This window comes from Microbacterium sp. NPDC087665 (assembly GCF_044743285.1).
Taxonomy (GTDB): domain Bacteria; phylum Actinomycetota; class Actinomycetes; order Actinomycetales; family Microbacteriaceae; genus Microbacterium.
Map to the genome: position 1 here is coordinate 530,257 of NZ_JBIUWD010000004.1, position 22,986 is coordinate 553,242.

The 22,986-nt window shown below is 66.5% G+C and carries 24 protein-coding genes; 4 read left to right on the top strand and 20 right to left on the bottom strand.

The window, feature by feature from the left end; all coding sequences use genetic code 11:
- The first annotated feature begins 34 nt into the window (after window positions 1–34).
- From ACIOSY_RS12440 to ACIOSY_RS12450, 3 genes are all read left to right on the top strand, one after another.
- Window positions 35–448: a RidA family protein gene (locus tag ACIOSY_RS12440; RefSeq protein WP_400853623.1), complete on the top strand. Its 414-nt coding sequence runs from the start codon at window positions 35–37 to the stop codon at window positions 446–448.
- A complete protein-coding gene (locus ACIOSY_RS12445) occupies window positions 445–966 on the top strand; it encodes a GNAT family N-acetyltransferase (RefSeq protein ID WP_400853625.1) in 522 nt (173 codons plus the stop codon). Before ACIOSY_RS12440 ends, ACIOSY_RS12445 begins: the two co-directional genes overlap by 4 nt.
- Window positions 967–1,034: 68 nt before the next feature.
- On the top strand, window positions 1,035–1,454 hold the full coding sequence (locus ACIOSY_RS12450; protein ID WP_400853627.1) for a rhodanese-like domain-containing protein: 420 nt from the start codon (window positions 1,035–1,037) through the stop codon (window positions 1,452–1,454).
- A gap of 70 nt (window positions 1,455–1,524) precedes the next feature.
- Here the strand turns inward: ACIOSY_RS12450 and ACIOSY_RS12455 are convergent, their stop codons facing one another.
- From ACIOSY_RS12455 to ACIOSY_RS12475, 5 genes are all read right to left on the bottom strand, one after another.
- Entirely contained in the window at window positions 1,525–1,959 is a 435-nt protein-coding gene (locus ACIOSY_RS12455) for a cytochrome c oxidase subunit 4 (RefSeq protein ID WP_400853629.1), read from the bottom strand.
- A gap of 3 nt (window positions 1,960–1,962) precedes the next feature.
- Window positions 1,963–3,696, bottom strand: coding sequence for a cytochrome c oxidase subunit I (gene ctaD, locus ACIOSY_RS12460; RefSeq protein ID WP_400853631.1), 1,734 nt, complete (start codon window positions 3,694–3,696; stop codon window positions 1,963–1,965).
- 3 nt (window positions 3,697–3,699) lie between these two features.
- Entirely contained in the window at window positions 3,700–4,596 is an 897-nt protein-coding gene (gene coxB, locus ACIOSY_RS12465; protein WP_400853633.1) for a cytochrome c oxidase subunit II, read from the bottom strand.
- A 96-nt stretch (window positions 4,597–4,692) separates the two neighbouring features.
- Complete coding sequence (erpA, locus tag ACIOSY_RS12470) at window positions 4,693–5,073, bottom strand: iron-sulfur cluster insertion protein ErpA (protein WP_400853635.1); 381 nt, start codon at window positions 5,071–5,073, stop codon at window positions 4,693–4,695.
- Between the two features lie 102 nt (window positions 5,074–5,175).
- Window positions 5,176–6,585, bottom strand: coding sequence for a dipeptidase (locus ACIOSY_RS12475; RefSeq protein ID WP_400853637.1), 1,410 nt, complete (start codon window positions 6,583–6,585; stop codon window positions 5,176–5,178).
- A 46-nt stretch (window positions 6,586–6,631) separates the two neighbouring features.
- Between ACIOSY_RS12475 and ACIOSY_RS12480 the strand changes: the two genes are divergently transcribed.
- The gene (locus ACIOSY_RS12480) at window positions 6,632–7,204 is read left to right on the top strand and encodes a DUF3043 domain-containing protein (RefSeq protein WP_400853639.1); all 573 of its coding nucleotides are present in this window, start codon (window positions 6,632–6,634) and stop codon (window positions 7,202–7,204) included.
- 76 nt (window positions 7,205–7,280) lie between these two features.
- Here ACIOSY_RS12480 and ACIOSY_RS12485 read toward each other — a convergent pair whose 3' ends face one another.
- From ACIOSY_RS12485 to murC, 15 genes are all read right to left on the bottom strand, one after another.
- On the bottom strand, window positions 7,281–8,303 hold the full coding sequence (locus ACIOSY_RS12485) for a quinone-dependent dihydroorotate dehydrogenase (protein ID WP_400853641.1): 1,023 nt from the start codon (window positions 8,301–8,303) through the stop codon (window positions 7,281–7,283).
- A 10-nt stretch (window positions 8,304–8,313) separates the two neighbouring features.
- Window positions 8,314–8,784: a transcriptional regulator NrdR gene (gene nrdR / locus ACIOSY_RS12490; RefSeq protein WP_400853643.1), complete on the bottom strand. Its 471-nt coding sequence runs from the start codon at window positions 8,782–8,784 to the stop codon at window positions 8,314–8,316.
- Between the two features lie 9 nt (window positions 8,785–8,793).
- On the bottom strand, window positions 8,794–10,098 hold the full coding sequence (gene hisD, locus ACIOSY_RS12495; RefSeq protein WP_400853645.1) for a histidinol dehydrogenase: 1,305 nt from the start codon (window positions 10,096–10,098) through the stop codon (window positions 8,794–8,796).
- Window positions 10,099–10,100: 2 nt separating this feature from the next.
- Entirely contained in the window at window positions 10,101–11,327 is a 1,227-nt protein-coding gene (locus ACIOSY_RS12500) for a hypothetical protein (RefSeq protein WP_400853647.1), read from the bottom strand.
- A 64-nt stretch (window positions 11,328–11,391) separates the two neighbouring features.
- Complete coding sequence (dnaE, locus tag ACIOSY_RS12505) at window positions 11,392–14,910, bottom strand: DNA polymerase III subunit alpha (protein ID WP_400853649.1); 3,519 nt, start codon at window positions 14,908–14,910, stop codon at window positions 11,392–11,394.
- Between the two features lie 43 nt (window positions 14,911–14,953).
- On the bottom strand, window positions 14,954–15,526 hold the full coding sequence (locus tag ACIOSY_RS12510; protein WP_400853651.1) for a GNAT family N-acetyltransferase: 573 nt from the start codon (window positions 15,524–15,526) through the stop codon (window positions 14,954–14,956).
- Window positions 15,527–15,574: 48 nt separating this feature from the next.
- Window positions 15,575–16,495 (bottom strand): RluA family pseudouridine synthase, encoded by a 921-nt coding sequence (locus ACIOSY_RS12515; protein WP_400853653.1) that lies wholly within the window; start codon window positions 16,493–16,495, stop codon window positions 15,575–15,577.
- A gap of 2 nt (window positions 16,496–16,497) precedes the next feature.
- Window positions 16,498–17,073: a signal peptidase II gene (gene lspA / locus ACIOSY_RS12520; protein WP_400853655.1), complete on the bottom strand. Its 576-nt coding sequence runs from the start codon at window positions 17,071–17,073 to the stop codon at window positions 16,498–16,500.
- A 10-nt stretch (window positions 17,074–17,083) separates the two neighbouring features.
- Window positions 17,084–17,686 (bottom strand): DivIVA domain-containing protein, encoded by a 603-nt coding sequence (locus ACIOSY_RS12525; RefSeq protein WP_400853657.1) that lies wholly within the window; start codon window positions 17,684–17,686, stop codon window positions 17,084–17,086.
- 154 nt (window positions 17,687–17,840) lie between these two features.
- The gene (locus ACIOSY_RS12530; RefSeq protein ID WP_400853659.1) at window positions 17,841–18,137 is read right to left on the bottom strand and encodes a YggT family protein; all 297 of its coding nucleotides are present in this window, start codon (window positions 18,135–18,137) and stop codon (window positions 17,841–17,843) included.
- 3 nt (window positions 18,138–18,140) lie between these two features.
- Window positions 18,141–18,620 carry a cell division protein SepF gene (locus ACIOSY_RS12535; protein ID WP_400853661.1) on the bottom strand — a complete coding sequence of 160 codons (480 nt, stop codon included), beginning with the start codon at window positions 18,618–18,620 and terminating at the stop codon, window positions 18,141–18,143.
- Window positions 18,621–18,663: 43 nt separating this feature from the next.
- A complete protein-coding gene (locus ACIOSY_RS12540; protein ID WP_400853663.1) occupies window positions 18,664–19,344 on the bottom strand; it encodes a YggS family pyridoxal phosphate-dependent enzyme in 681 nt (226 codons plus the stop codon).
- A complete protein-coding gene (gene ftsZ, locus ACIOSY_RS12545; protein WP_400853665.1) occupies window positions 19,341–20,489 on the bottom strand; it encodes a cell division protein FtsZ in 1,149 nt (382 codons plus the stop codon). The genes ACIOSY_RS12540 and ftsZ overlap by 4 nt, the downstream gene beginning before the upstream one ends.
- A 164-nt stretch (window positions 20,490–20,653) precedes the next feature.
- Window positions 20,654–21,583, bottom strand: coding sequence for an FtsQ-type POTRA domain-containing protein (locus ACIOSY_RS12550; protein WP_400853667.1), 930 nt, complete (start codon window positions 21,581–21,583; stop codon window positions 20,654–20,656).
- Window positions 21,584–21,585: 2 nt separating this feature from the next.
- Entirely contained in the window at window positions 21,586–22,986 is a 1,401-nt protein-coding gene (gene murC, locus ACIOSY_RS12555) for a UDP-N-acetylmuramate--L-alanine ligase (RefSeq protein WP_400853669.1), read from the bottom strand.

The window sequence follows — 22,986 nt, forward strand, 5'->3', positions numbered from 1 at the left end:
GGGCCCTTTCATTTCCCCGTGGAAAGATGGGGGCATGACGTCTGCAGTCCGACTCATCCGTTCCGAAGTCCTCGCCGATGCGCCTTACGCTTACGCTGCCACCGCACCGGCCGGCTCCCGTCTCATCTTCCTCGCAGGCGCCTGCCCGTTGGAAGATGACGGTTCCACCACCGCACCCGGCGATTACGCCGCCCAGGCTGCCCGTTGCGTCGAGACCCTGACGGCAGCGTTGCATGCGTCCGGCGCCAACCTGGACGACGTCATCAGCACGCGCGTACTCGTCGCCTCCTCACACCAAGCAGACCTCGTCACCGCGTGGGACGTCATTCACGCGTCGTTCGGCTCTCACGACGTGCCGAGCACGCTTCTCGGGGTGACCGTGCTCGGCTATGACGACCAGTTGGTCGAGATCGAAGCGATCGCCGCGGTGAAGGACGACGAGCGATGAGCGGGGCGATTCGACACGCGGAGGCCTCCGACGCAGAGATGATCCAGTCGGTCGAGACGGCAGCGGATGCTCTGCTCATCGACGCTCTGGGGGCCTGGTCCTGGCCACCGGCGGGCGATGGCGTATCGCGCCTCGCCTCGCCGGGATTCCTCCTCGTCGTCGAAGAGGAGACCTCGCACTCCCCCGTCGGTTTCGTCCACGTCCTCGATGTCGATGGTCATGCGCACCTCGAACAGCTCTCCGTCGTCCCTTCCGCCGGCAGACAGGGACACGGTCGCGATCTCGTCATCGCAGCGCTCGAGGAGGCACGAGAGCGCGGCTACAGCCGAGTGACCCTGCGTACGTACGCAGAGGTGCCGTGGAACGCGCCGTTCTACGCTTCGTGCGGCTTCTTGGAGAGCATTCCCGAGACCCCCTTCCTGCGCGAGCTCGTCGACACCGAGTCGGCACTCGGTCTCGACCGCTACGGGCGCCGCGTGCAGATGACCGTCGAACTCGACCCCGCGGCTCGACGCTGACAGGAAAACGTGGGACGGCGTCCGTAAGACGGCGGTGACGACAGGCAGCGCACTCCTAGGCTGAGAGCATGATCGACCCAGCCGACTACTACGCCGCCAAACTCGCCTCTGAGACCGACGCCAGCGACGTCTACGCAGACATGCAAAGCGGAGCGCCCTTCGTCATCGTCGACGTGCGATCCGACGAGGCCTGGGCGCAGGGGCGCGTCGCGGGCGCGATCCACATGCACTACAGCGAGATCCCGGAGCGGGCGGCGTCAGAGATTCCCCCCGATGCACAGGTGGTCGTCTACTGCTGGAGCCCCGGCTGCAACGCCGGCGCGAAGGGCGCCCTTGCCTTCGCTCGACTCGGCTACTCCGTGCGCGAGATGATCGGCGGTTTCGAGTACTGGGTGCGGGAGGGCTACCCCGTCGAAGATGCCGACGGAATACACCGACGTCCCGTCGACCCGCTCACGGGCATCGCACGCATCCGCACACGCGCCTGACGACGATCACCCCACGACAACGAAGAAGGCCCCCGGGACGAATCCCAGCGGCCTTCTTCCGTGGTGAGGATCAGCGGGCGAAGTTGCCGCGGTAGTACTCGTAGACCCAGCCGACGATCGCGACGGCGAAGATCGCCAGGCCGATCGGCAGCAGGAAGTGACCAACAGCCAGCCCCACGACGAACACGCCAGCCGAGGCGGCGAGAACGATGGGCCACCAGGACCAGGGGCTGAACTCGCCGAGCTCGGGGTCACCATCGTCGATGTCCGACGTGAGGATGTCCTCCGGCAGCTCACCGCCCTGCGCGTTGTGCGTGCGGTCGAGGTAGAAGGCGACCATCGCGCCCATGAAGGCCGCGAAGAACAAAGCGGTCGTTCCGACCCACTCGATCCGCATCGCGAAGTTGTCGTCGGGCGTGGCGAGGATGTGCCATCCCGTGTAGACGACGCCGACGAGGGCGAAGAACGCGGTCAGGACCCACCAGAGAATGACGTTGTCGCGCATGGCTTAGTGAACCTCTCGCTCGCCGGGAGCCGTCGTGGCGAACTCCGCAGCCTCGGGGTGATTCAGGTCGAAGGCCGGGCGCTCGCTGCGGATGCGCGGGATCGACGTGAAGTTGTGACGGGGCGGCGGGCACGAGGTCGCCCACTCGAGCGATGCTCCATAGCCCCACGGGTCGTTGACCGTGACCTTCGGCGCCTTGCGTGCCGTAATCCACACGTTCAGGAAGAACGGCAGCATCGACGCACCGAGGATGATCGCACCGATCGTGGAGACCTGGTTCTGCCAGGTCCAGCCATCCGCTTCGGAGTAGTCCGCGTAGCGGCGGACCATGCCGTCGACACCGAGCCAGTGCTGGATGAGGAACGTCATGTGGAAGCCGATGAACAGCAACCAGAAGTGCACGTAGCCGAGACGCTCGTTGAGCATGCGTCCGGTCCACTTCGGCCACCAGAAGTAGAAGCCCGCGAACATCGCGAAGACGACGGTTCCGAAGACGACGTAGTGGAAGTGCGCGACGACGAAGTACGAGTCGGAGAGCGCGAAGTCCAGCGGCGGAGCCGCGAGGATGACACCGGTCAGACCGCCGAAGACGAACGAGACCAGGAAGCCCAGCGCGAACACCATGGGTGTTTCGAACGTAACCGACCCTCGCCACATCGTGCCGATCCAGTTGAAGATCTTCACACCCGTCGGAACCGCGATGAGCATCGTCATGAGGGCGAAGAACGGCAGGAGTACCGAGCCGGTCACGTACATGTGGTGAGCCCACACGGCGACGGACAGGGCGGCGATCGCGATCGTCGCGTACACGAGCGTCTTGTATCCGAAGATCGGCTTGCGGCTGAACACCGGGAAGATCTCGGAGACGATGCCGAAGAACGGCAGCGCGATGATGTACACCTCGGGGTGACCGAAGAACCAGAACAGGTGCTGCCAGAGCAGGACACCGCCGTTGGCCGGGTCGTAGATGTGCGCGCCGAGGATGCGGTCGGCGGCGGCGGCGAAGATCGCGGCAGCGAGCACCGGGAAGGCCATCAGGATGAGCAGGCTCGTGACGAGCGTGTTCCAGGAGAAGATCGGCATGCGCCACATCGTCATACCCGGTGCGCGCATCGTGATGATGGTCGTGATGAAGTTCACGGCACCGAGGATCGTTCCGAATCCGGAGATGCCCAGACCGACCATCCACAGGTTTCCGCCGACACCCGGCGAGAACGACGCGCTGGCGAGCGGCTGATAGGCGAACCAACCGAACGATGCCGCCCCCTGCGGGGTGAGGAAGCCGGCGACCGCGATGGTCGAGCCGAAGAGGAAGAGCCAGAAGGCGAAGGCGTTCAGACGCGGGAACGCCACATCCGGCGCTCCGATCTGCAGCGGGAGGATCGCGTTGGCGAACCCGGCGAACAGCGGCGTCGCGAACATCAGCAGCATGATCGTGCCGTGCATTGTGAACAGCTGGTTGTACTGCTCCTTCGTCGGGATGATCTGCATTCCCGGCGCGAAGAGCTCGGCGCGGATGACGAGGGCCATCACGCCGCCGAGGAGGAAGAAGAGCACAGAGGCGATCAGGTACATGTACCCGATGGTCTTGTGGTCGGTGGAGGTGATCCACTTGACGACGATGTTGCCCTTCTGCTCGACGCGCGAGGAGCTCATGAGAGCGGCCTGGCGTGCGGGCAGGGTCGTCGGGCGGGAGCGGTTCGCCTCGTCGGTGCGGGGTGCTTCAGTGGTCGACATGGCTTACTCCTCTCCTTCTTCGGAGTCGGTCTTCGGGGTGGTGCCGGGGAAGTTCGAGAGACGGTCGTACTCGTCGGTGATGTCTCCCGTGTTGCCCTTCTCCTTGAGCGACTCGACGTAGGCGTCGTACTCGTCCTGCTCGACGACCTTGACGTTGAAGAGCATCATCGAGTGGTACTCGCCGCAGAGCTCGGCGCACTTGCCTGCGTACTCGCCCACGCGGGTGGGGATGAAGGACCACGAGTTGTCCTTGCCGATGTACATGTCCTTCTTGTAAAGGAAGTCGATGATCCAGAAGGAGTGGATGACATCGCGAGACTGCAGGTTGATCGTGACCTTCTGGTCGACCGGGAGCACCAGCGTCGGCAGCTGCGACTGGTCGATGTTGCCGTCCTTGTCGGGCTGAGCCTGGATGCCCATGGTCCACACGGTGTCATCGTCGTCTTCGGCGTCGTACTGGAAGTCCCACGCCCACTGCTTGGCGATCGCCGTGATCTCGACGTCGGGGTCGTCCCACTTCGCCTCGATCTCCGTCTGGTCGCGAGCGGTGAAGAAGAACATTCCCAGCACGAGGATCAGCGGCACGATCGTGTAGAAGATCTCGATCGGCATGTTGTAGCGCATCTGCACCGGGAGGCCGGTCTGGCCCTTGCGGCGGCGGTAGGCGATCGCAGCCCAGGCCATGAGGCCCCACGTGATGACGCCGACAGCGAGGAGGACGATCCAGGAGTTGACCCACAGCGAGGACACTCGCTCGGTCTGGTTCGTGGCGGCGGGGCCGTCATCCACGAAGCCCGGAAGGTAGCCATTCAACTCGGTGGTGGTACATCCCGCTAGGGCCACGACTGCCACGACTCCCAGGGGGAGTGCGGCCCAACGAAGGCGGCGTTTCGAGGGCACGATGCACCTTTCAGATTGCGGACAGGGCACACCCAAGTCTAGGGCAACCTCACACCTGATTCATGCCAACCACGCAGGTTGACGAACCGTTTTCGATCAGTGGAAGCTGTCTCCACAGGCGCAGCTGCCCGCGGCGTTGGGGTTGTCGATCGTGAAGCCCTGCTCCGAGATCGTGTCCTTGAAGTCGATCGATGCGCCGTCGAGATACGGCACGCTCATGTTGTCGACGATGACCTCGACACCGTCGAAGTCGACGGTCTCGTCGCCTTCGAGGTAGCGCTCGTCGAAGTACAGCTGGTAGATCAGTCCCGAGCATCCGCCGGACTGCACGGCGACGCGAAGACGCAGATCGTCGCGTCCCTCCTGCTCGAGCAGGTTCTTCACCTTGGTGGCGGCGGCGTCCGTGAGGCTGATGCCGTGGGCCTGCGCGGGCGCAGGGGTCAGTGTGGTGTCAGAGGTCAGTGTGGTGTCGCTCATGTCGCTCCTTGTGACGGGCCGCAGTCGCACGGCTTTCCCCGCAATTCTACCGTCGCCCCCGGCGAAGTCGGCGAGATCGGGAGAGAACCGTGCGACGGACGGTCACAACGGCAGCGTGAGCGCGTTCATCCGAGCCAGGAGGAGCGCCTCGGTCGCCACCGCGTTGCGGAAGGTGTCGAGGTGGAGCGACTCGTTCGGGCTGTGGGCGCGGGAGTGCGGATCCTCGACGCCCGTGACCAGGATCTGCGCCTCGGGGAACTCGCGCACGAGGTCCGCGATGAACGGGATCGATCCCCCGACCCCCAGATCTACCGGCGCCACGCCGTAGCCGTCGCGCATCGCGTCCCTGGTCAATCCGACGGCCCAGCCGGAGGCATCGACGAGGAAGCCGTCGCCGAGGTCGACGTCGGAGAACGTCAGCTCGGCGCCGAACGGGGCGTGCGCCCGAAGGTGCCGCTCCAGAGCGTCGTAGGCATCCTGTCCGCTCTGGCCCGGCGCGACGCGCGAGCTGATCACGACGGTGACCTCGGGAAGGAGTGTGTTGGATGCGGCGTCGACACTGGTGGCGTCGATACCGATCACGGTGACGGCGGGCTTGTTCCAGATCCGGCTGAGGATCGTCCCGTCGCCGATCGGGGCGGTGCCCGGGAGCAGACCGGCCTCGTCACGCAACGTGGCTTCGGTGTACTCCGGCGTCGGGGAATCCCTCTGCACGAGTCCCTCGACGGCCACCGAGCCGTCGTCGTTCCAGAGCGTCGACAGCAACGTGACGGTCGCCATCATCGCGTCGGGCACCGCTCCCCCGAACATCCCGGAGTGCGATGCGTGGTCGAGCGTGCGGACGCGCATCGTGAAGCGGGCGTTGCCGCGCAGCGAAACTGTCAGTCCCGGTGTCACCGAGTCCCAGTTGCCCGAGTCCGCGACGACGATCGCATCGGCGCGGAGTGCCTCCTTGTTGTCGGAGAGGAACTGGGCGAACGAGCGGGATCCGTACTCCTCCTCGCCCTCGATGAACATCGCGATGCCGAGGTCGAGATCGTCTCCGATCACTTCGGACACCGCCCGGATCGAGGCGATGTGGGCCATGATTCCGGCCTTGTCGTCGGCGGCGCCGCGACCGTAGAGGCGTCCGTCGCGCACCGTCGGTTCGAAGGGCGGCGTCTCCCACAGCGCATCGTCACCGGGAGGCTGCACGTCATGGTGCGCGTACAGGAGGATCGTCGGACGCCCGTTGCGAGCCGCGCGCGTCGCCAGGACGGCGGGCTGTCCGTGCTCGTCGGTTCCGGGGATCGCCGCGCGGAGCACACGCACCTCGTCGAAGATCCCGGTGTCGCGGGCGAGAGCGGCCACCGCCTCGGCGCTGCGCTCGAGCTGCGTCTGGTCGAACGCCGGCCACGCCATCCCGGGGATGCGCACGAGATGCCCCAGGTCGGACAGCGCCGCGGGATTTCCGGTCGCCACCGCCTCGAGGATGTCGGCTTCGGGGGCAGGGGGAATCACAGCAGAGGTCATGCGAGTAATCTTAAGGTGATCCACCGTCAGCGAACCGAGGAATCTCGTGGCCACTACTCCTGTATCCCCGTCGACGAACGACGACGCCCCCGAGACGCCCGCCGTCGGAAAGGGGCGCGCAACGCCGAGCCGTGCGGAGCAGGAAGCTGCGCGCCGACGCCCGCTCGTCGCGAACACCAAGGAAGCCAAGGCTGCCGCCCGCGCCGAGCTCAACGAGCGACGCGCCCGCGCCCAGGCAGGAATGGCGGCCGGTGAAGACAAGTACCTCCCGGCACGCGACAAGGGACCGCAGCGCAAGTGGGTGCGCGACTACGTGGATTCCGGCTGGCATCCCGCCGAGTTCGTCATGGCCGTCATGGTCCTGGTGATCCTCGCGACGCTCGTGCCGTTCAGCACCCTGGTCTCGTACTACGCCTACCTCGTCATGATGGCGTACCTCGTGATCGCGATCGGCGGCATGATCCTTCTGGGCATGCGCGTGAAGCGCAAGGTCGCCGCCAAGTTCGGGCAGGAGCGCATGGAGCGGGGCCTTGGCTGGTACGCCGCGATGCGTTCGTTGCAGATGCGCTTCATGCGCCTCCCGAAGCCCCAGGTCAAGCGCGGCCAGTACCCCGCCTGAACCGACGTACAGAACGAAGACGCCTCACGCCCTGCGGGCTGTGAGGCGTCTTTCGTCTACCGGGGGATGCTCGTGCTCAGCGCTGCGCGAGCCCACGATTGATCTGCCGCGCCCACAGCGGGCCCCGGTAGAGGAACGCCGTGTACCCCTGAACGAGAGTCGCTCCGGCCGCGAGACGTTCGTCGACGTCTGATGCCGTCTCCACTCCCCCGACGGCGATGACGCAGAAGTCCTCGGGCACCGCGGCGCGGACGACACGGAGCACCTGAAGCGATCGCTCTTTGAGTGGGGCGCCGGACAGGCCGCCTGCTCCCGCCGCCTCGATGATCGCCGGATCCGTGCGAAGACCGTCACGGCTGATCGTCGTGTTGTGCGCGATGATGCCCGCGAGTCCCTCCGCCACCGCCATCTGCGCGATCGCCGTGATCTCCTCGTCGGACAGATCGGGGGCGATCTTCACCAGCAGCGGCGTGGAGCCCGACGCATCCCGCACGGCGCGCAGGAGAGGCGCGAGTGTCTCGACGGCCTGCAGCCCGCGCAACCCGGGCGTGTTCGGCGACGACACGTTGACCGCGAGATAGTCGGCGAGCGGGGCGAGGCGCGTTGCCGAGGAGACGTAGTCCGCGGTCGCGTCTTCGACGTCGACGACGCGGCTCTTGCCGATGTTCACTCCGATGACGGTGTCCGGCGCACCGCGACGCAGACGTGCCAGACGGCGGGCCGCGGCATCCGCCCCCTTGTTGTTGAAGCCCATGCGATTGACGACGGCGCGATCGGGGACGAGGCGGAACAGGCGGGGCTTCGGGTTCCCGTCCTGCGGGATGGCCGTGATCGTACCGACTTCGACGTGACCGAAACCGAGGGCGGCGAATCCCCGCACCCCGACAGCGTTCTTGTCGAAGCCCGCCGCGATGCCGAACGGCGAGGGGAACGTCAGACCCAACGCATCGACGCGGAGCGAGGGGTCGGGGGTCGTCAGAGAGCGCGTCACCCAGGCGAAGGGCGGCACTCCGAGCACTCGGATCACTGCCATGGCGGCATGATGGGCGAACTCGGGATCGAGGCGCGAGAGGACAGCGCGAAAGAGCAGCGGATACATCACTGCCAGATTACCTCTCGGAGGCGCTCGCCTTTTCGTGATCGGCGCGCAGATCGGTGATCGCCGACTCGAAGTCGTCGAGCGAATCGAATGCCTGGTACACGCTCGCGAAGCGGAGGAACGCCACTTCGTCGAGTTCACGCAGCGGACCGAGAATGGCCAGGCCGATCTCGTTCGTGTCGAGCTGTGAGACCCCGGTCTGCCGGACGGCCTCCTCGACGCGCTGCGCGAGCACGGCGAGATCTGCTTCCGTGACCGGCCGACCCTGGCACGCCTTGCGCACGCCCGAGATCACCTTCTCGCGGCTGAACGGCTCCATGACGCCGGACCGCTTGATCACGTTGAGGCTGGCCGTCTCGGTCGTCGTGAAACGACCACCGCACTCCGGGCACTGACGGCGGCGACGGATCGACAGACCGTCGTCGCTGGTTCGCGAGTCGATCACACGGGAATCCGGATGACGGCAGAAGGGACAGTGCATCTGACTAACCTACGCGGTGAATCGAGCTTCGATCGCCTCGCCGTGCGCCGGGAGCACTTCACTGTTCGCGAGCGCCACCACACCATCGCGAACGGCGGCGAGGGCGTCGCGGTCGTAGGAGATCACCTGCTGCGGGCGGAGGAAGGTGTAAGAACCGAGTCCCGGCGCGTACCGCGCCTGCCCGCCGGTGGGGAGCACGTGGTTGCTGCCGGCCATGTAGTCGCCGAGGCTGACGGGTGTCTGATCGCCCACGAAGATCGCTCCAGCGTTGGTGAACGCGGATGCCGCGGCCTCGGCATCGTGCAGGTGGAGCTCCAGGTGCTCCGGCGCGTAGGCATTGCTGAACGCCGTCGCCATCTCGCGGCCATCGACCAGGACGATGGCCGACTGCGGGCCGCTCAACGCGGCTGCAACGCGGGCGCTGTGCCGCGTCGCAGCGGCCTGTCGCTCGATCTCGGTCGCGACCGCCGTCGCCAACTCCGCGGAGTCTGTCACGAGCACGGCCGAAGCCTGCTCGTCGTGCTCTGCCTGGCTGACGAGATCGGCGGCGACGAGCCGAGCATCCGCCGACGCATCGGCGACGACCAGGATCTCGGTCGCACCGGCCTCGGAGTCCGTACCGACGACGCCGGCGACCGCGCGCTTCGCAGAGGCCACGTAGTTGTTGCCGGGGCCGGACACCACGTCGACCGGGTCGAGACCCACGGCGGGAACGCCCCATGCGAAGGCCCCGATCGCACCGGCACCACCCATGGCGTAGACCTCGCTGATACCGAGTAGCGCTGCCGCTGCGAGGATCGTCGGGTGGATCCGGCCGTCCTGATCAGCCTGCGGCGGCGAGGCGAGCGCGATCTGCGTGACACCCGCGACCTGCGCGGGGACGACGTTCATCACCACACTCGACGGATAGACGGCTTTGCCGCCGGGGATGTAGACGCCGACACGGTGGACGGGCTGCCAGCGCTGCACGATACGCGCGCCGTCACCGATCTGCGTCGTCCGCTCGGCGGGAACCTGCGCCGCCGACGCCAGGCGCACACGGCGGATCGCTTCTTCCAACGCCGCGCGCACCTCCGGCGCCAGGGACTCGAGCGCCTGGGCCAGGTGGTCGGCGGGCACGCGAATGTCGTGTCCGCTGACACGGTCGAACCGCTCCGCCTGGTCGCGGAGCGCCGTTTCCCCGAGTTCGCGGACGTCGTCGACCAGACGCGTGGCGGTGTCGAGCGCTTCTGCGCGCGCCTGGGTGGCCCGCGGCACGGCGGCGAGCATGTCTGCGGGCGAGAGCTCGCGCCCTCGCAGATCGATGGTTCGCACCGTCAACCCTTCGTGATGTCTGAGATGTCGTGGAGGTACCCGATGCGGCCGTCGTCGTGGCGTACCACGAATGCGCCGCCGCGATCTTCGATGACGAGCGCCCAGGCGTGCGGGCCGATGCGGAACAGGGGCGCGCCACGCTCATCGTGCACGTCACGTTCGGACGGCGCGAGGATCCAGAAGGGCTGCGCCACCGGTACGGGCTCGCGCGGATGCGTGGCCTCGGTGTCGATCACCGCATCGATTCGCGGCTCTGCGGCACTCTCGTCGTCCGCGACGACGTCCGTGACCTCATCCGGGTGGACCTGCGTCGGCGACGGCGAATCGATTGCGGCATCGGCGAGGAAGGACTCGATTTCACCGGTGTCCGAGATGATCTCCGGGTTGCGCGAACGTCGTGAGTACGTCGGGACATAGGCATCGTCGGAGGTCGACTGCTCGGTTCCGGTTCCTCCGCCCGACGCGTGGGCAGCGAGGGGCAACTGGTCGGGGATGTCAAAGCGCGCGATCTCATCGGTCGCGAGGTGGCCCGAGCGTTCGTCGTCGGCCACGAAGACCGGCGGAGCGGAGGTTTCCTCAGCCTCGACGACGGGTGCGGGGCTCTCTGCGGGAGCGAAGGACTCATTGGCTTCCGAGGCGGGCGCGGCGACGGTGCGCGGTCGCGCGACCACCGGGCGGACGGGGTTCGCGTTGCGATGCGCCAGTGTGACCAGGCGCCCGTGGAAGTCCTCTTTCAACGCCGGGATGAGCGGCGCGAACACGGTGAGAACCACCAGCACGAGAGCGACGAGGAGCTGCACGATCCCGGTCCAGTTCAACGTCCAGACGCCGAACTCGATGACACTCGCGATCGCGGCCCACAGGCTCGCCACCCAGGTGACAGCGGAGACCGAGAAGGCCACCGAGGCGAACTGGTCGATGCCGAGGGACCCGACACGGCGGATCCCCTCCGGGGAGAACCGTCGGAGCACGATCAGGAAGACCGCTGCGGTCGGAACGCCGATGGGGAGGATCCATTGGATTCCTGCGCCCCAGATCGACACTCCCCCGATGAGGGGGAAGAACGAGACGACGAAACCCACGAGCCAGGCTGAGACGATCAGCAGCTCTCGGAGGGTGAACCCGAGCACTCCCACCTCGGGCGTGACCTCGTCGTCGTAGAGGACGCCGTCGTCGTCGAGGAACGCGTCGTTCTCGGCATCCGCGTTTTCGGGGATATCGGTACTCATCGTCTTCCTTTCGTCATGATGCGCCACTGAACGCGCGCTTCCGACGCGTCCTGATCTTACCCGCTCAGCCCAGGCAGGCCGGTCCGAGCAGTGACTTGAGGTCACCGAAGAGATCAGCGGTCACCTTCACCGGCATCGGCACCTCGAACACCTTGGCCGTGCCGCCGCGGTGGACCCGGAGGACGACCTCGGTATCGCCGTTGTGGCGACGAAGAACCTCGGCGAGCTCGTTCATGACGCGCTCCGTGGCACGCTGCTCGGCGAGCACAAGCGCGAGCGGGCCCGCGGCGTCGAACGAGCCCACATCCGGAGCGAATGCCGATTGCGCATGGAGGTTGAGACCGTCGTCGCGTCGGGAGACTCTCCCCCGGACCGCGAGAATCGCGTCCTGCTGAAGGATGTGCTGGAACTCGGTGTAGGTCTTCCCCATGAACATCACGGTGACCTCGCCATTGAAGTCCTCGACCGTGATCATGCCGTACGGATTACCGCTCGCCTTGGCGACACGGTGCTGCACGCTCGTGACGAGTCCGGCGACGGTCACCTGATCGCCGTCCTGCAGGTCTTCCGAGTTGTTCAGGTCGTGGATCGAGATCGAGGCGTGCTTCGCGAGCGGCACCTCGAGCCCCGCGAGCGGATGGTCGGAGACGTACAGCCCGAGCATCTCGCGCTCGAAGGCGAGCTTGTCCTTCTTGGTCCATTCCGGGCGCACCGGGACCTTGGCGGGCGCCACCTCTTCGGTCCCGTCGTACAGGCTGTCGAAATCGAACCCGATCGCTCCCTGGGCCTCGTTGCGCTTGCGATCGACAGCCGCCTCGACGGCGTCTTCATGCACCTCGAGAAGCGCGCGCCGCGAATCGCCCATGGTGTCGAACGCGCCGGCTTTGATGAGCGACTCGACCGTGCGCTTGTTGGCGACGTGGAGCGGAACCTTGTCGAGGAAGTGATGGAAGGAGGAGAAACGCTCGTCTTTGCGGGCCGTGACGATCCCGTCGACGACGTTGCTGCCCACGTTGCGCACCGCGCCGAGCCCGAAGCGGATGTCGTCTCCGACGGCGGCGAAGAAGTTGATCGACTCCGAGACGTCGGGCGGAAGCACCTTGATACCCATGCGGCGGCACTCGTTCAGGTAGAGCGCCATCTTGTCCTTCGAGTCGCCGACGCTCGTGAGCAGCGCGGCCATGTACTCGGCCGGGTAGTGCGCCTTCAGATAGGCGGTCCAGTAGGAGACCACACCGTAGGCGGCGGAGTGCGCCTTGTTGAAGGCGTAGTCGGAGAACGGGAGCAGGATCTCCCAGAGCGCGTTCACGGCGCCGTCCGAATACCCGTTGGCGTGCATGCCCGCCTGGAAACCCGCGAACTGCTTGTCGAGCTCGGACTTCTTCTTCTTTCCCATCGCGCGGCGCAGGATGTCTGCCTGACCGAGCGAGAAGCCTGCCACGCGCTGGGCGATGGCCATGACCTGCTCCTGGTAGATGATCAGACCGTAGGACTCCTCCAGGATGTCGGCCAGCGACTCCGTGAACTCCGGATGGATCGGGGTGATCGGCTGCTGACCGTTCTTGCGCAGGGCGTAGTTGGTGTGCGAGTTCGCGCCCATGGGCCCGGGACGGTACAGCGCGATGAGAGCCGAGATGTCGCCGAAGTTGTCAGGCTTCATGAGTCGCATGAGCGAACGCATCGGCCCGCCGTCGAGCTGGAACACGCCGAGTGACTCGCCGCGGCCGAGCAGATCATAGGCACCGCGATCGTCGAGGGGAAGGTGCTCGAGATCGAGCTCTTCGTTCCGGTTCAGGCGGATGTTGTCGAGCGCATCGGAGATGATCGTGAGGTTGCGCAACCCCAGGAAGTCCATCTTGATCAGACCCAGAGCCTCGCACGACGGATAGTCGAACTGCGTGACGATCTGGCCGTCCTGCTCGCGCTTCATGATGGGGATGATGTCGAGAAGCGGATCGGACGACATGATGACGCCGGCGGCGTGCACGCCCCACTGCCGCTTCAGACCTTCGAGTCCGAGCGCGCGGTCGAACACGGTCTTCGCCTCGGGATCGGTCTCGATGAGCGCCCGGAACTCGCTCGCCTCCTTGTAGCGAGGGTGCGCGGAATCGAACATGCCGTCGAGCGGCATATCCTTGCCCATCACGGGCGGCGGCATCGCCTTGGTGAGTCGCTCGCCCATGCTGAACGGGAAGCCCAGGACGCGACCTGCGTCTTTCAACGCCTGCTTGGACTTGATCGTGCCGTAGGTGACGATCTGCGCCACGCGCTCGGAGCCATACTTCTTCGTCACGTAGTCGATCACTTCGCCGCGGCGACGGTCATCGAAGTCGACGTCGAAGTCGGGCATGGAGACACGGTCGGGGTTGAGGAAACGCTCGAAGATGAGGCCGTGCTCGAGCGGGTCGAGATCGGTGATCTTCATGGCGTAGGCGACCATGGAACCGGCACCGGAGCCACGCCCCGGCCCGACGCGGATGCCGTTGTCCTTGGCCCAGTTGATGAAGTCGGCGACCACGAGGAAGTACCCGGGGAAACCCATCTGCAGGATGATCCCGGTCTCGTACTCGGCCTGCTTGCGGACCTTGTCGGGGATGCCGCCGGGGTAGCGGTAGTGCAGACCCTCTTCCACCTCTTTGACGAGCCAGCTGTCTTCGGTCTCGCCGTCGGGCACCGGGAATCGCGGCATGTAGTTCGCCGCGGTGTTGAACTCGACCTCGCAGCGCTCCGCGATCAGCAGCGTGTTGTCGCAGGCCTCGGGGTGGTCGCGGAACAGCTGACGCATTTCAGCGGCGGTCTTGATGTAGTAGCCGTCACCGTCGAACTTGAAGCGGTTCGGGTCATCGAGCGTGGATCCGGATTGCACGCAGAGCAGTGCTTCGTGCGCATCGGCCTCGTGCTGATGCGTGTAGTGCGAGTCGTTCGTGGCGACCAGCGGGATGCTGAGATCTTTCGAGAGCCGCAGAAGATCGGTCATCACCCGTCGCTCGATGGAGAGACCGTGGTCCATGATCTCGGCGAAGTAGTTCTCCTTGCCGAAGATGTCCTGGAACTCGGCGGCCGCGGCTCTGGCCTGGTCGTACTGCCCCAGTCGCAGACGGGTCTGCACCTCGCCCGACGGGCATCCGGTCGTCGCGATCAGCCCCTTGCCGTACGTCTGGAGAAGCTCGCGGTCCATGCGGGGCTTGAAGTAGTAGCCCTCCATGCTGGACCGGGAGCTGATCCGGAAGAGGTTGTGCATGCCCTCGGTGCTCTGACTCCACATCGTCATGTGGGTGTAGGCGCCCGCACCCGAGACGTCGTCGCTCTTCTGGTCGGGCGAGCCCCACTGCACGCGCGTCTTGTCGCTGCGGTGCGTGCCGGGTGTCATGTACGCCTCGAGCCCGATGATGGGTTTCACACCCGCATTCTTCGCCGCGTTGTAGAACTCGAACGCCGCGAACGTGTTGCCGTGATCGGTGACCGCGATCGCCGGCATGCCGTAGTCGGCGGCCGCCTGTGTCATCGCGTTGATCTTCGCCGCACCGTCCAGCATGGAGTACTCGCTGTGCACGTGCAGGTGGACGAAGGAGTCGGATGCCATGGGTTCAAGTCTACTTTCGACCGACGACATCCGAGGCCGATGCTCACCCCAGATCGAGTCGCATCAGGACCCTCGGGAATCCGTCGAGCACCGAGCCGGTGTCGGCGACCTTCGCGAAGCCGGCGCTCTCGAACAGCGCCCGCGTCCCCACATACGCCATCGTCAGATTCACGCGCTCCGGGCCGTTGTCGACCGGGTACCCCTCGATCGCGGGCGCCCCCCGTTCGCGCGCGAACGCCACGGCGCCTTCGATCAGCGCATGGGTCAGCCCCTGCTTGCGATGCCCCGGACGGACGCGGAAACACCAGAGCGACCAGACGTCGGCCTCGTCGACGTGCGGGATCAGACGATTGGTCGCGAAGCTCGTGTCGCGTCGGGGGTGCACCGCTGCCCATCCGACGGGCTCTCCATCGAGGTAGGCGACCACCCCGGGCGGCGGGTCCTCCTGGCAGAGCTGACGCACACGATCGGCGCGCGCCGCGCCCCGTAGCGCGAGGTTCTCTTTGTTGCCGACCCGATAGCTGAGGCAGAAGCAGACGTTGGACGTCGGCTTCTTGGGACCCACCAGCGTCGCGACGTCGTCGAACTCGGTCGCCGGCCGCACCTCGATGTTCATGGCGCCAGTGTCGCTCAGCCCGGGGACATCCGCCAGAGCGACGCGCGGCTACTCGCCCCGCAGCACCGCCAGCGCGTGCTGGAAATCGTCCGGGTAGGGCGATTGGAACTGCACCCACTCCCCCGTGATCGGGTGCGCGAACCCGAGCTGGTGGGCGTGCAACCACTGTCGGGCCAGACCCAGCCTCGCCGACAGCGTGGGGTCGGCCCCGTAGAGGGGATCGCCCACGCACGGATGCCGATGGGCGGCCATGTGAACGCGGATCTGATGCGTACGGCCGGTCTCGAGGTGGATCTCCAGGAGAGAGGCACCGGGGAACGCCTCGAGGGTTTCGTAGTGGGTGACGGACGGCTTGCCATCGGGGATGACGGCGAACTTCCACGAGTGATTCGGGTGGCGTCCGACCGGTGCGTCGATCGTTCCCGCCAGCGGATCCGGATGCCCCTGCACGACCGCGTGGTAGATCTTCTCGACAGTGCGCTCCTTGAAGGCGCGCTTGAGGTTCGTGTAGGCCTCTTCGGTCTTGGCGACGACCATGAGGCCGCTCGTCCCGACGTCCAATCGGTGCACGACTCCTTGACGCTCCGCCGCGCCGCTCGTCGCGACCCGGAATCCCGCAGCAGCGAGGGCTCCGATGACGGTCGGCCCTTCCCAGCCGAGCGAGGGGTGCGCCGCGACCCCCGTCGGCTTGTCGACGACGACGATGTCGTCGTCATCGAAGACGATGCCGAGGTCCGGGACCGCGATCGGGATGATCCGTGGTTCTTCCTTCGGCTGCCATTCGACCTCGAGCCATGCGCCACCGCGCAGGCGATCGGACTTGTCGAGCGTCACGCCATCGAGGCGGACCCCACCGGCGATCGCCACGTCCGCGGCGAATGTGCGGGAGAAGCCCAGCAGTTTGGCGAGTGCGGCATCGACGCGCACACCCTCCAGGCCGTCGGGGACGGGAAGCGATCGCGATTCCACCGTCAGCGCGCGTCTTCCACCGCAGCAGCAGCCTCAGCGTCTTCGTCGGTCTCGACGGGAGCGTGATCGCGCTCCCGCGTTCCGTCGAACCGGAGGCCGAAGACGACGAGCAGCGCCACCGAGATCATGCCCGTGACGATGAACACATCGGCGATGTTGAAGATCGCCGGCATCATCCACGGCATCGAGATCATGTCGACGACATGACCGACCGGAAAGCCGGGGTCACGGAAGAGCCGGTCGCCCAGGTTTCCGAGGACGCCGCCGAGCAGGCATCCGAGCACGACGGCCCAGAGGCGGGACTTGAGCCCGAAGGCCTTCCAGACGATCACAGCGGCCACGACGGCGAGAGCGATCGTGAAGATCCAGGTCACCTCGGAGCCCAGCGAGAACGCGGCTCCGGGATTGCGGACGTAATAGAGCTGAAGGAACTCTCCGAGTACCGGAACCGGCTCCTGGTAGGGGAGGTTCTCGGTGGTGAGGTACTTCACAAACTGATCGGCGGCCAGCACGATCGCTGCGAGAATCGCAACGATCGCGCCGGCCGCCGACCGACGAAGCGGGAGACGTCGGGTCAAGACCTACGACCTACAGTCCGATCGCGGAGACAGGCGTCGAGTCCGTCGATGCCGACTTCTCGTCGAGGTCGCGGAGCTGACCCTCGATGTATCCGCGCAGCTGCGAGCGGTAGTCGCGCTCGAAGTTGCGGAGCTCGGTGATGCGCGCTTCGAGCGTGTTGCGCTCGCGCTCGAGACGAGCCGATTCCTCGCGCTGCTTGGCCTCGGCCTCGCTGCGGATGCGGTTCACCTCGTTCTCGGCGTCGGCGATGAGCTGGTTGCGCTTCGCCTCACCCTCGGCGACGTGCTCATCGTGCAGACGCTGCGCGAGTTCGATGATTCCGGCCGTGGCGGTGGCGGATCCGGACGGAGCCGGCTCCTGCGGTGCCTCGACGACGGGTGCGGGAGCGGCGACCTCGGCGGCAGGTGCCTCGACGGCCGGCTCGGCAGCGGGCGTCGCGCCAGACTCGTACGCGGCCAGCTTGGCCTTCAGCTCGACGTTCTCTTCGAGCGCCTTGCGCCACTCGATGACGATCTCGTCGAGGAAGTCGTCGACCTCGTCGGGGTCGAAGCCGTCCTTGAAGCGGACGTGCTGGAACTGCTTGGTGACGACGTCATCCGGGGTAAGTGCCATGATGGCTCCTCTTTCGATGAGTTCGGTTGCCAGTTTTTCGATATGGCATGGTCATGAAGTGGCGCGAACCCGGGGCGCGCACCTGGGAGCCAGCATAGTCCCCGCACCTCGCAGCCGCGATGTCGCGACACTCGGGTAAGGGAACTCGGCAGGCTCAGATGAAGAGGCGGACGATGTTCATCAGGATCAGCACGATGAGCATCGTGATCGCGAACCCGAAGTCCAACGACAGTGTGCCGATGCGCAGGGGCGGGATGATTCGCCGGAAGAACCGGATCGGCGGATCAGTGATCGTGTACGCCGCCTCTGCAACGACGAGTCCGAAGCCCTTCGGTCTCCACTCCCGGTTGAACAGGGGGATGTAGTCGAGGATCAGACGCGCGAAGAGCACGAAGATATACAGCAGGAGCACCAGATGAACGATGCTCGCTGCTATGGAGACCAGCTGCACGGGCTACGACTGGTCGAAGCCCGCGGACTCGGCGTCTGCGTGCGCGATTCCCCCGTGGCCCGACACTGCGATGTTCTCCGGCGAGAGCAGGAAGACCTTCGACGTCACGCGCTCGATACGACCGTAGAGACCGAGAGACAGACCGCTCGCGAAATCGATCAGTCGACGCGCATCCGCATCGCTCATCTGCGAGAGGTTGATGATCACGGGAACGCCCTCGCGGAAGCTCTCGGCGATCGTCTGCGCGTCGCGGTACTGCTTCGGGTGCACCGTCAGAATCTCGTTCACGGCGCCCACCGAAGGCTGTCGCACGGCGACGGGGCGACGCAGCGGGGTGACGGGAGCCGGAGCCGGCTCTTCACGGTCGCGGTCGCGGTCGCGCTCTCGATGAGCGCGGGCTGGCGCCTGCTGCTCTTCTTCATAGGCTTCTTCCTCGTCGGCGAGGCCGAGGTACACCATGGTCTTCTTCAGCGGGTTACCCATCGTGTCCTCCGGTTCGAACGATACGGGATGGTCTTTTTAGAGGTTAACCCCGGTCGGGGCGCGGGCCCGTGATTGCGGACCCGATTCGCAGGTGTGTCGCGCCGGCGGCGATGGCTTCGACGAAGTCGCCGGTCATCCCGGCGGAGATCCACTCGGCATCGGGAGCCACGGCACGCACGCCGTCCGACACGTCTCGCAGACGCGCGAAGGCGGATGCCGGCTCCTCATCGAGAGGAGCGACGGCCATCACTCCGCGCAGGCGCAACGACGGCAGCGAGAGGACGTGCTCCGCCAGGGCGATCGCCTGCGCGACGGGGACTCCCCCGCGTGCGACGTCTTCCGTCAGGTTGATCTGCACCAGGACATCGAGGACGTGGTCGTCGTCCGCGGCACGATGCAACGCATCGGCGAGCTTCATCCGGTCGACCGAATGCACCACGTCGGCGCTGCGTCGAATGGCGGAGGCCTTGTTGGTCTGCGCCTGCCCGATGAAGTGCCAGCGCAGATCGAGAGCCGAGAGCTCCTCCTGCTTCGCGGAGAGCTCCTGCTGGCGGTTCTCCCCCACCTCGCTCACGCCCAGGGCATGCAACTCGCGGACGAGCGATGCCGGATGGAACTTCGTGACGACGATGCGGGTGATCTCGTCGGGCTCGCGTCCGGCGAGGCGCGCGGCGTCGGCGATCTGTGCATCGATCGCCGACAGCCGCGCTCCCAGCTCGGTCACTTCAGGAATTCGGGGATGTCGATGTCGTCGTCGGCGAAGGCCGGCTCGATGCTCGTGGTCGCGACGCGCTGCGGCACCGGCTCGGCCTCGGTCTTCTCACCCGTCGACGCGGGATCCGGCTCTTCGGGGAGAGCGACCTCGGGCAGCGTCGTCGCCGCGGGACGCGACACGACCATGGGGTCGAGACGCAGCGTCGGCTCGCCGCTGTCGAATCCGGCGGCGATCACCGTCACGCGCACCTCGTCGCCGAGAGTGTCGTCGATGACCGTACCGAAGATGATGTTGGCCTCGGGGTGCGCCGCTTCCTTCACGAGGTCGGCCGCGTCGTGGATCTCGAAGATACCGAGGTTCGAACCACCCTGGATCGAGAGCAGCACGCCGTGCGCGCCTTCGATGGATGCTTCGAGCAGCGGGGATTCGACGGCGAGTTCGGCCGCCTTGATGGCACGGTCGGCGCCGCGGGCGGACCCGATCCCCATGAGGGCCGAACCGGCACCCTGCATGACGGACTTGACGTCGGCGAAGTCGAGGTTGATCAGACCGGGGGTCGTGATCAGATCGGTGATGCCCTGCACACCGGCGAGGAGCACCTGGTCGGCAGTGGCGAACGCCTCGATCATCGAGATGCCGCGGTCGCTGATCTCGAGGAGACGGTCGTTCGGCACCACGATGAGGGTGTCGACCTCTTCCTTGAGCTTGACCACGCCGGCCTCCGCCTGGCTCTGGCGGCGGCGGCCCTCGAACGAGAACGGCTTGGTGACGACACCGATGGTGAGGGCGCCGATCGATTTCGCGATGCGTGCGACGACGGGGGCGCCACCGGTTCCGGTTCCGCCTCCCTCACCCGCGGTCACGAAGACCATGTCCGCGCCGGTGAGCGCCTGCTCGATCTCTTCTGCGTGGTCTTCCGCCGCGCGGCGTCCGACCTCGGGGTCGGCGCCAGCGCCGAGACCGCGGGTCAGTTCGCGTCCGACATCGAGCTTGACGTCGGCGTCGCTCATGAGCAGCGCCTGCGCGTCGGTGTTCACGGCGATGAACTCGACTCCGCGGAGACCGAGATCGATCATGCGGTTGACGGCGTTGACGCCGCCACCGCCGACGCCGACGACCTTGATCACGGCGAGGTAGTTCTGGTTCTGGCTCATGGCCGGCCTCCGAGTTTTTCGAGCCTGGAAGTGGGTGAACCTTAAACCTCAACTAGAGGTGTAAAGTATTTCCCGGTATTGCGTTCTCTTGTTCGAAGGTATGCGCCGCATCCGCCTGCGCGCGCAGCGACACGGGCGTGTCGCCCGTTTCCCGCCGAAAGACGTCAGCCCGCGACCGACGCGTTCGGAGACGAGACGTCGATCGTGGACGCATCCGGCTTCGCCGCGAGCGTCTTGGCCAGCACATAGCCCTTGAGCGCGGACTCCTCCTCGCTCCCCCACACCACCGTGAGCCCGGTGGTGAGCGTGAGCGTCACGTCGTCGGCCGTCGTCGCGCGCACACCCGACAGCTGCGCCCGCACATCGGCGGGAAGCGAGCGGATGACCAGACCAGCGCTCTCGAACGCGGTCGAATCCACGCCACCGGCGATGTCGAGCAACGGCTGCCCCGCAGGCTGATCCGTGGTCGTGGCGAGTGCGACACCCGCGGCATCGACCAGTGTGTATCCGGCATCCGATCGGATCACTCCGACGGGTGTGCGTTCGACGATCCGCACCGTGAGATCGTGCGGGGGTCGCGCTTCGAGCGCATAGGTCTCGATGAGGGGGAATCCGACGAGGGCCGCTTTGATCTCGCTGCTGTCGACCAGAGCGAGCGGTGTGCCGATCTGACCGGCGAGGGCCGTCTCGAGCACGGCCGGATCGATCGTGGTGGCACCGACCACCGTGATCTTCTCCACCGCGAAGAGCGGGCTGTAGGCGGCAGCGACGCTGCCCCCGATCAGCAGCACCAGTGCGCCGAAGACGCTCCACCCGATGATCCGACGGCGCCGGGAGCGCTGAGTGAATCGGCGGATCTCCGCGCGCAGGGCCCTGCGACGTGCGCGCGCTGCCCTCCAGACCTCTCGCGTCGACGTGGGCTCGACGATCGATTGGTCCGCCGATGCCTGCTCAGCGGCGCCGTCGTCGATCGAGACGATCGACGCGTCGGTCTCGGGCGCCGAGCGACCGCGACGCGACGGACGATCCCCCGACGCACTCTCCGCGTCAGCCGGCTTCTCCCGGCTCTCCGGTAGCGGTGCGGGCCGGCGCATGGTTACGCCCCGTCGGTCCGGCGCAGAGCCTCGAGCACCTGCGGGATCATCTGGTAGACGTTGCCGCAGCCCAGAGTGATCACGAAGTCGCCCTCGGCCGCCACACGTGCGGTGTAGTCGGATGCCTGCTGCCAGTCGGCGACGAAGTGCACGTTCGACGGGTCGTGGAACGCACCGCTCACGAGCTGTCCGGTGACTCCGGGCACGGGGTCTTCGCGGGCACCGTACACGTCGAGCATGACCGTGTGGTCTGCGTAGGTCTCGAGGACGTCGGCGAACTCCTGGTACATGTGCTGGGTACGGGAATACGTGTGCGGCTGCTGGATCGCGATGATGCGCCCGGATCCCGCGATGCTGCGCATCGCCTCGAGCGCCGCGCGGACCTCGGTCGGGTGATGCGCGTAGTCGTCGTAGACGCTGACACCGCGTGCGATGCCGTGCTGCTCCAACCGACGAACGGTCCCGGCGAAGCCCTCGACGGCCCGCACTGCGTCGACGAGTGCGAAGCCGAGGGACTGGAGCACGGCGACGGCTCCGGCCGCATTGATCGCGTTGTGCACGCCGGGCACGGCGAGCTGCATGCGCACGCTCTCCCCACCGCGCGTGAGCGTCGCCGCCACGGGGCCGGAGGCCACGATCTCGGTGACGCGCAGATCGGCACCATCGGCCTGTCCGAAGGTGATCACGTTCGGGTGCGACAGTCCGGCGCTGACACGGAGCGCGCCCGCATCGTCGCTCGAGATCACGACGGCTTCGGTCGCGGCATCCGCGAATCGGATGAAGGCATCGTGGAACGCGTCCTCGGAACCGAAGTGGTCGAGGTGGTCGGGGTCCACGTTCGTGATCAACGCAACCGCCGTGTCGTACAGCAGGAAGGTGCCGTCCGACTCGTCGGCCTCGATCACGAAGAGGTCGCCGGAACCGGTCGAGCTCGAGGTTCCCAGCTGCTCGATCACGCCGCCGTTGACGAAGTGCGGGTCGGCTCCGAGCTCGCGCAGGGCCGTGACGATCATGCCGGTCGAACTCGTCTTGCCGTGCGCCCCGGCGACCGACACCAGCCGGCGAGAGCCGATGAGCCAATGCAGCGCCTGCGAGCGGTGGATGACGTGCAGTCCGCGTTCCTTCGCGGTGACGAACTCCGGGTTCTCGGGCCAGATCGCACCCGTGTGCACGACGGTATCCGCGTCACCGAGGTATGCCGCGTCGTGTCCCACGTGCACGGTCGCGCCCGCCGCTGCGAGAGCCCTCAGATTGTCGCTGTCCGCACGGTCCGAACCGGACACGCGGATGCCCGCATCGAGGAACATCCGGGCGAGGCCGCTCATGCCCGATCCACCGATGCCGATGAAGTGCGCAGAGGTGATCGTGTCGGGGATCGGAAGGGAGAGGTCAGGTCTGATCAT

Excerpts from the sequence above, each read along its gene's own strand:
- murC (WP_400853669.1), bottom strand. The coding sequence starts at position 22,986 with ATGATCAGACCTGACCTCTCCCTTCCGATCCCCGACACGATCACCTCT.
- erpA (WP_400853635.1), bottom strand. The coding sequence starts at position 5,073 with ATGAGCGACACCACACTGACCTCTGACACCACACTGACCCCTGCGCCC.
- ACIOSY_RS12455 (WP_400853629.1), bottom strand. The coding sequence starts at position 1,959 with ATGCGCGACAACGTCATTCTCTGGTGGGTCCTGACCGCGTTCTTCGCC.
- ctaD (WP_400853631.1), bottom strand. The coding sequence starts at position 3,696 with ATGTCGACCACTGAAGCACCCCGCACCGACGAGGCGAACCGCTCCCGC.
- ACIOSY_RS12440 (WP_400853623.1), top strand. The coding sequence starts at position 35 with ATGACGTCTGCAGTCCGACTCATCCGTTCCGAAGTCCTCGCCGATGCG.
- nrdR (WP_400853643.1), bottom strand. The coding sequence starts at position 8,784 with ATGCACTGTCCCTTCTGCCGTCATCCGGATTCCCGTGTGATCGACTCG.
- ACIOSY_RS12485 (WP_400853641.1), bottom strand. The coding sequence starts at position 8,303 with ATGTATCCGCTGCTCTTTCGCGCTGTCCTCTCGCGCCTCGATCCCGAG.
- ACIOSY_RS12550 (WP_400853667.1), bottom strand. The coding sequence starts at position 21,583 with ATGCGCCGGCCCGCACCGCTACCGGAGAGCCGGGAGAAGCCGGCTGAC.
- ACIOSY_RS12445 (WP_400853625.1), top strand. The coding sequence starts at position 445 with ATGAGCGGGGCGATTCGACACGCGGAGGCCTCCGACGCAGAGATGATC.
- ACIOSY_RS12525 (WP_400853657.1), bottom strand. The coding sequence starts at position 17,686 with ATGGCACTTACCCCGGATGACGTCGTCACCAAGCAGTTCCAGCACGTC.
- ACIOSY_RS12535 (WP_400853661.1), bottom strand. The coding sequence starts at position 18,620 with ATGGGTAACCCGCTGAAGAAGACCATGGTGTACCTCGGCCTCGCCGAC.
- ACIOSY_RS12450 (WP_400853627.1), top strand. The coding sequence starts at position 1,035 with ATGATCGACCCAGCCGACTACTACGCCGCCAAACTCGCCTCTGAGACC.
- dnaE (WP_400853649.1), bottom strand. The coding sequence starts at position 14,910 with ATGGCATCCGACTCCTTCGTCCACCTGCACGTGCACAGCGAGTACTCC.
- ACIOSY_RS12500 (WP_400853647.1), bottom strand. The coding sequence starts at position 11,327 with ATGAGTACCGATATCCCCGAAAACGCGGATGCCGAGAACGACGCGTTC.
- ACIOSY_RS12510 (WP_400853651.1), bottom strand. The coding sequence starts at position 15,526 with ATGAACATCGAGGTGCGGCCGGCGACCGAGTTCGACGACGTCGCGACG.
- ftsZ (WP_400853665.1), bottom strand. The coding sequence starts at position 20,489 with ATGAGCCAGAACCAGAACTACCTCGCCGTGATCAAGGTCGTCGGCGTC.
- ACIOSY_RS12475 (WP_400853637.1), bottom strand. The coding sequence starts at position 6,585 with ATGACCTCTGCTGTGATTCCCCCTGCCCCCGAAGCCGACATCCTCGAG.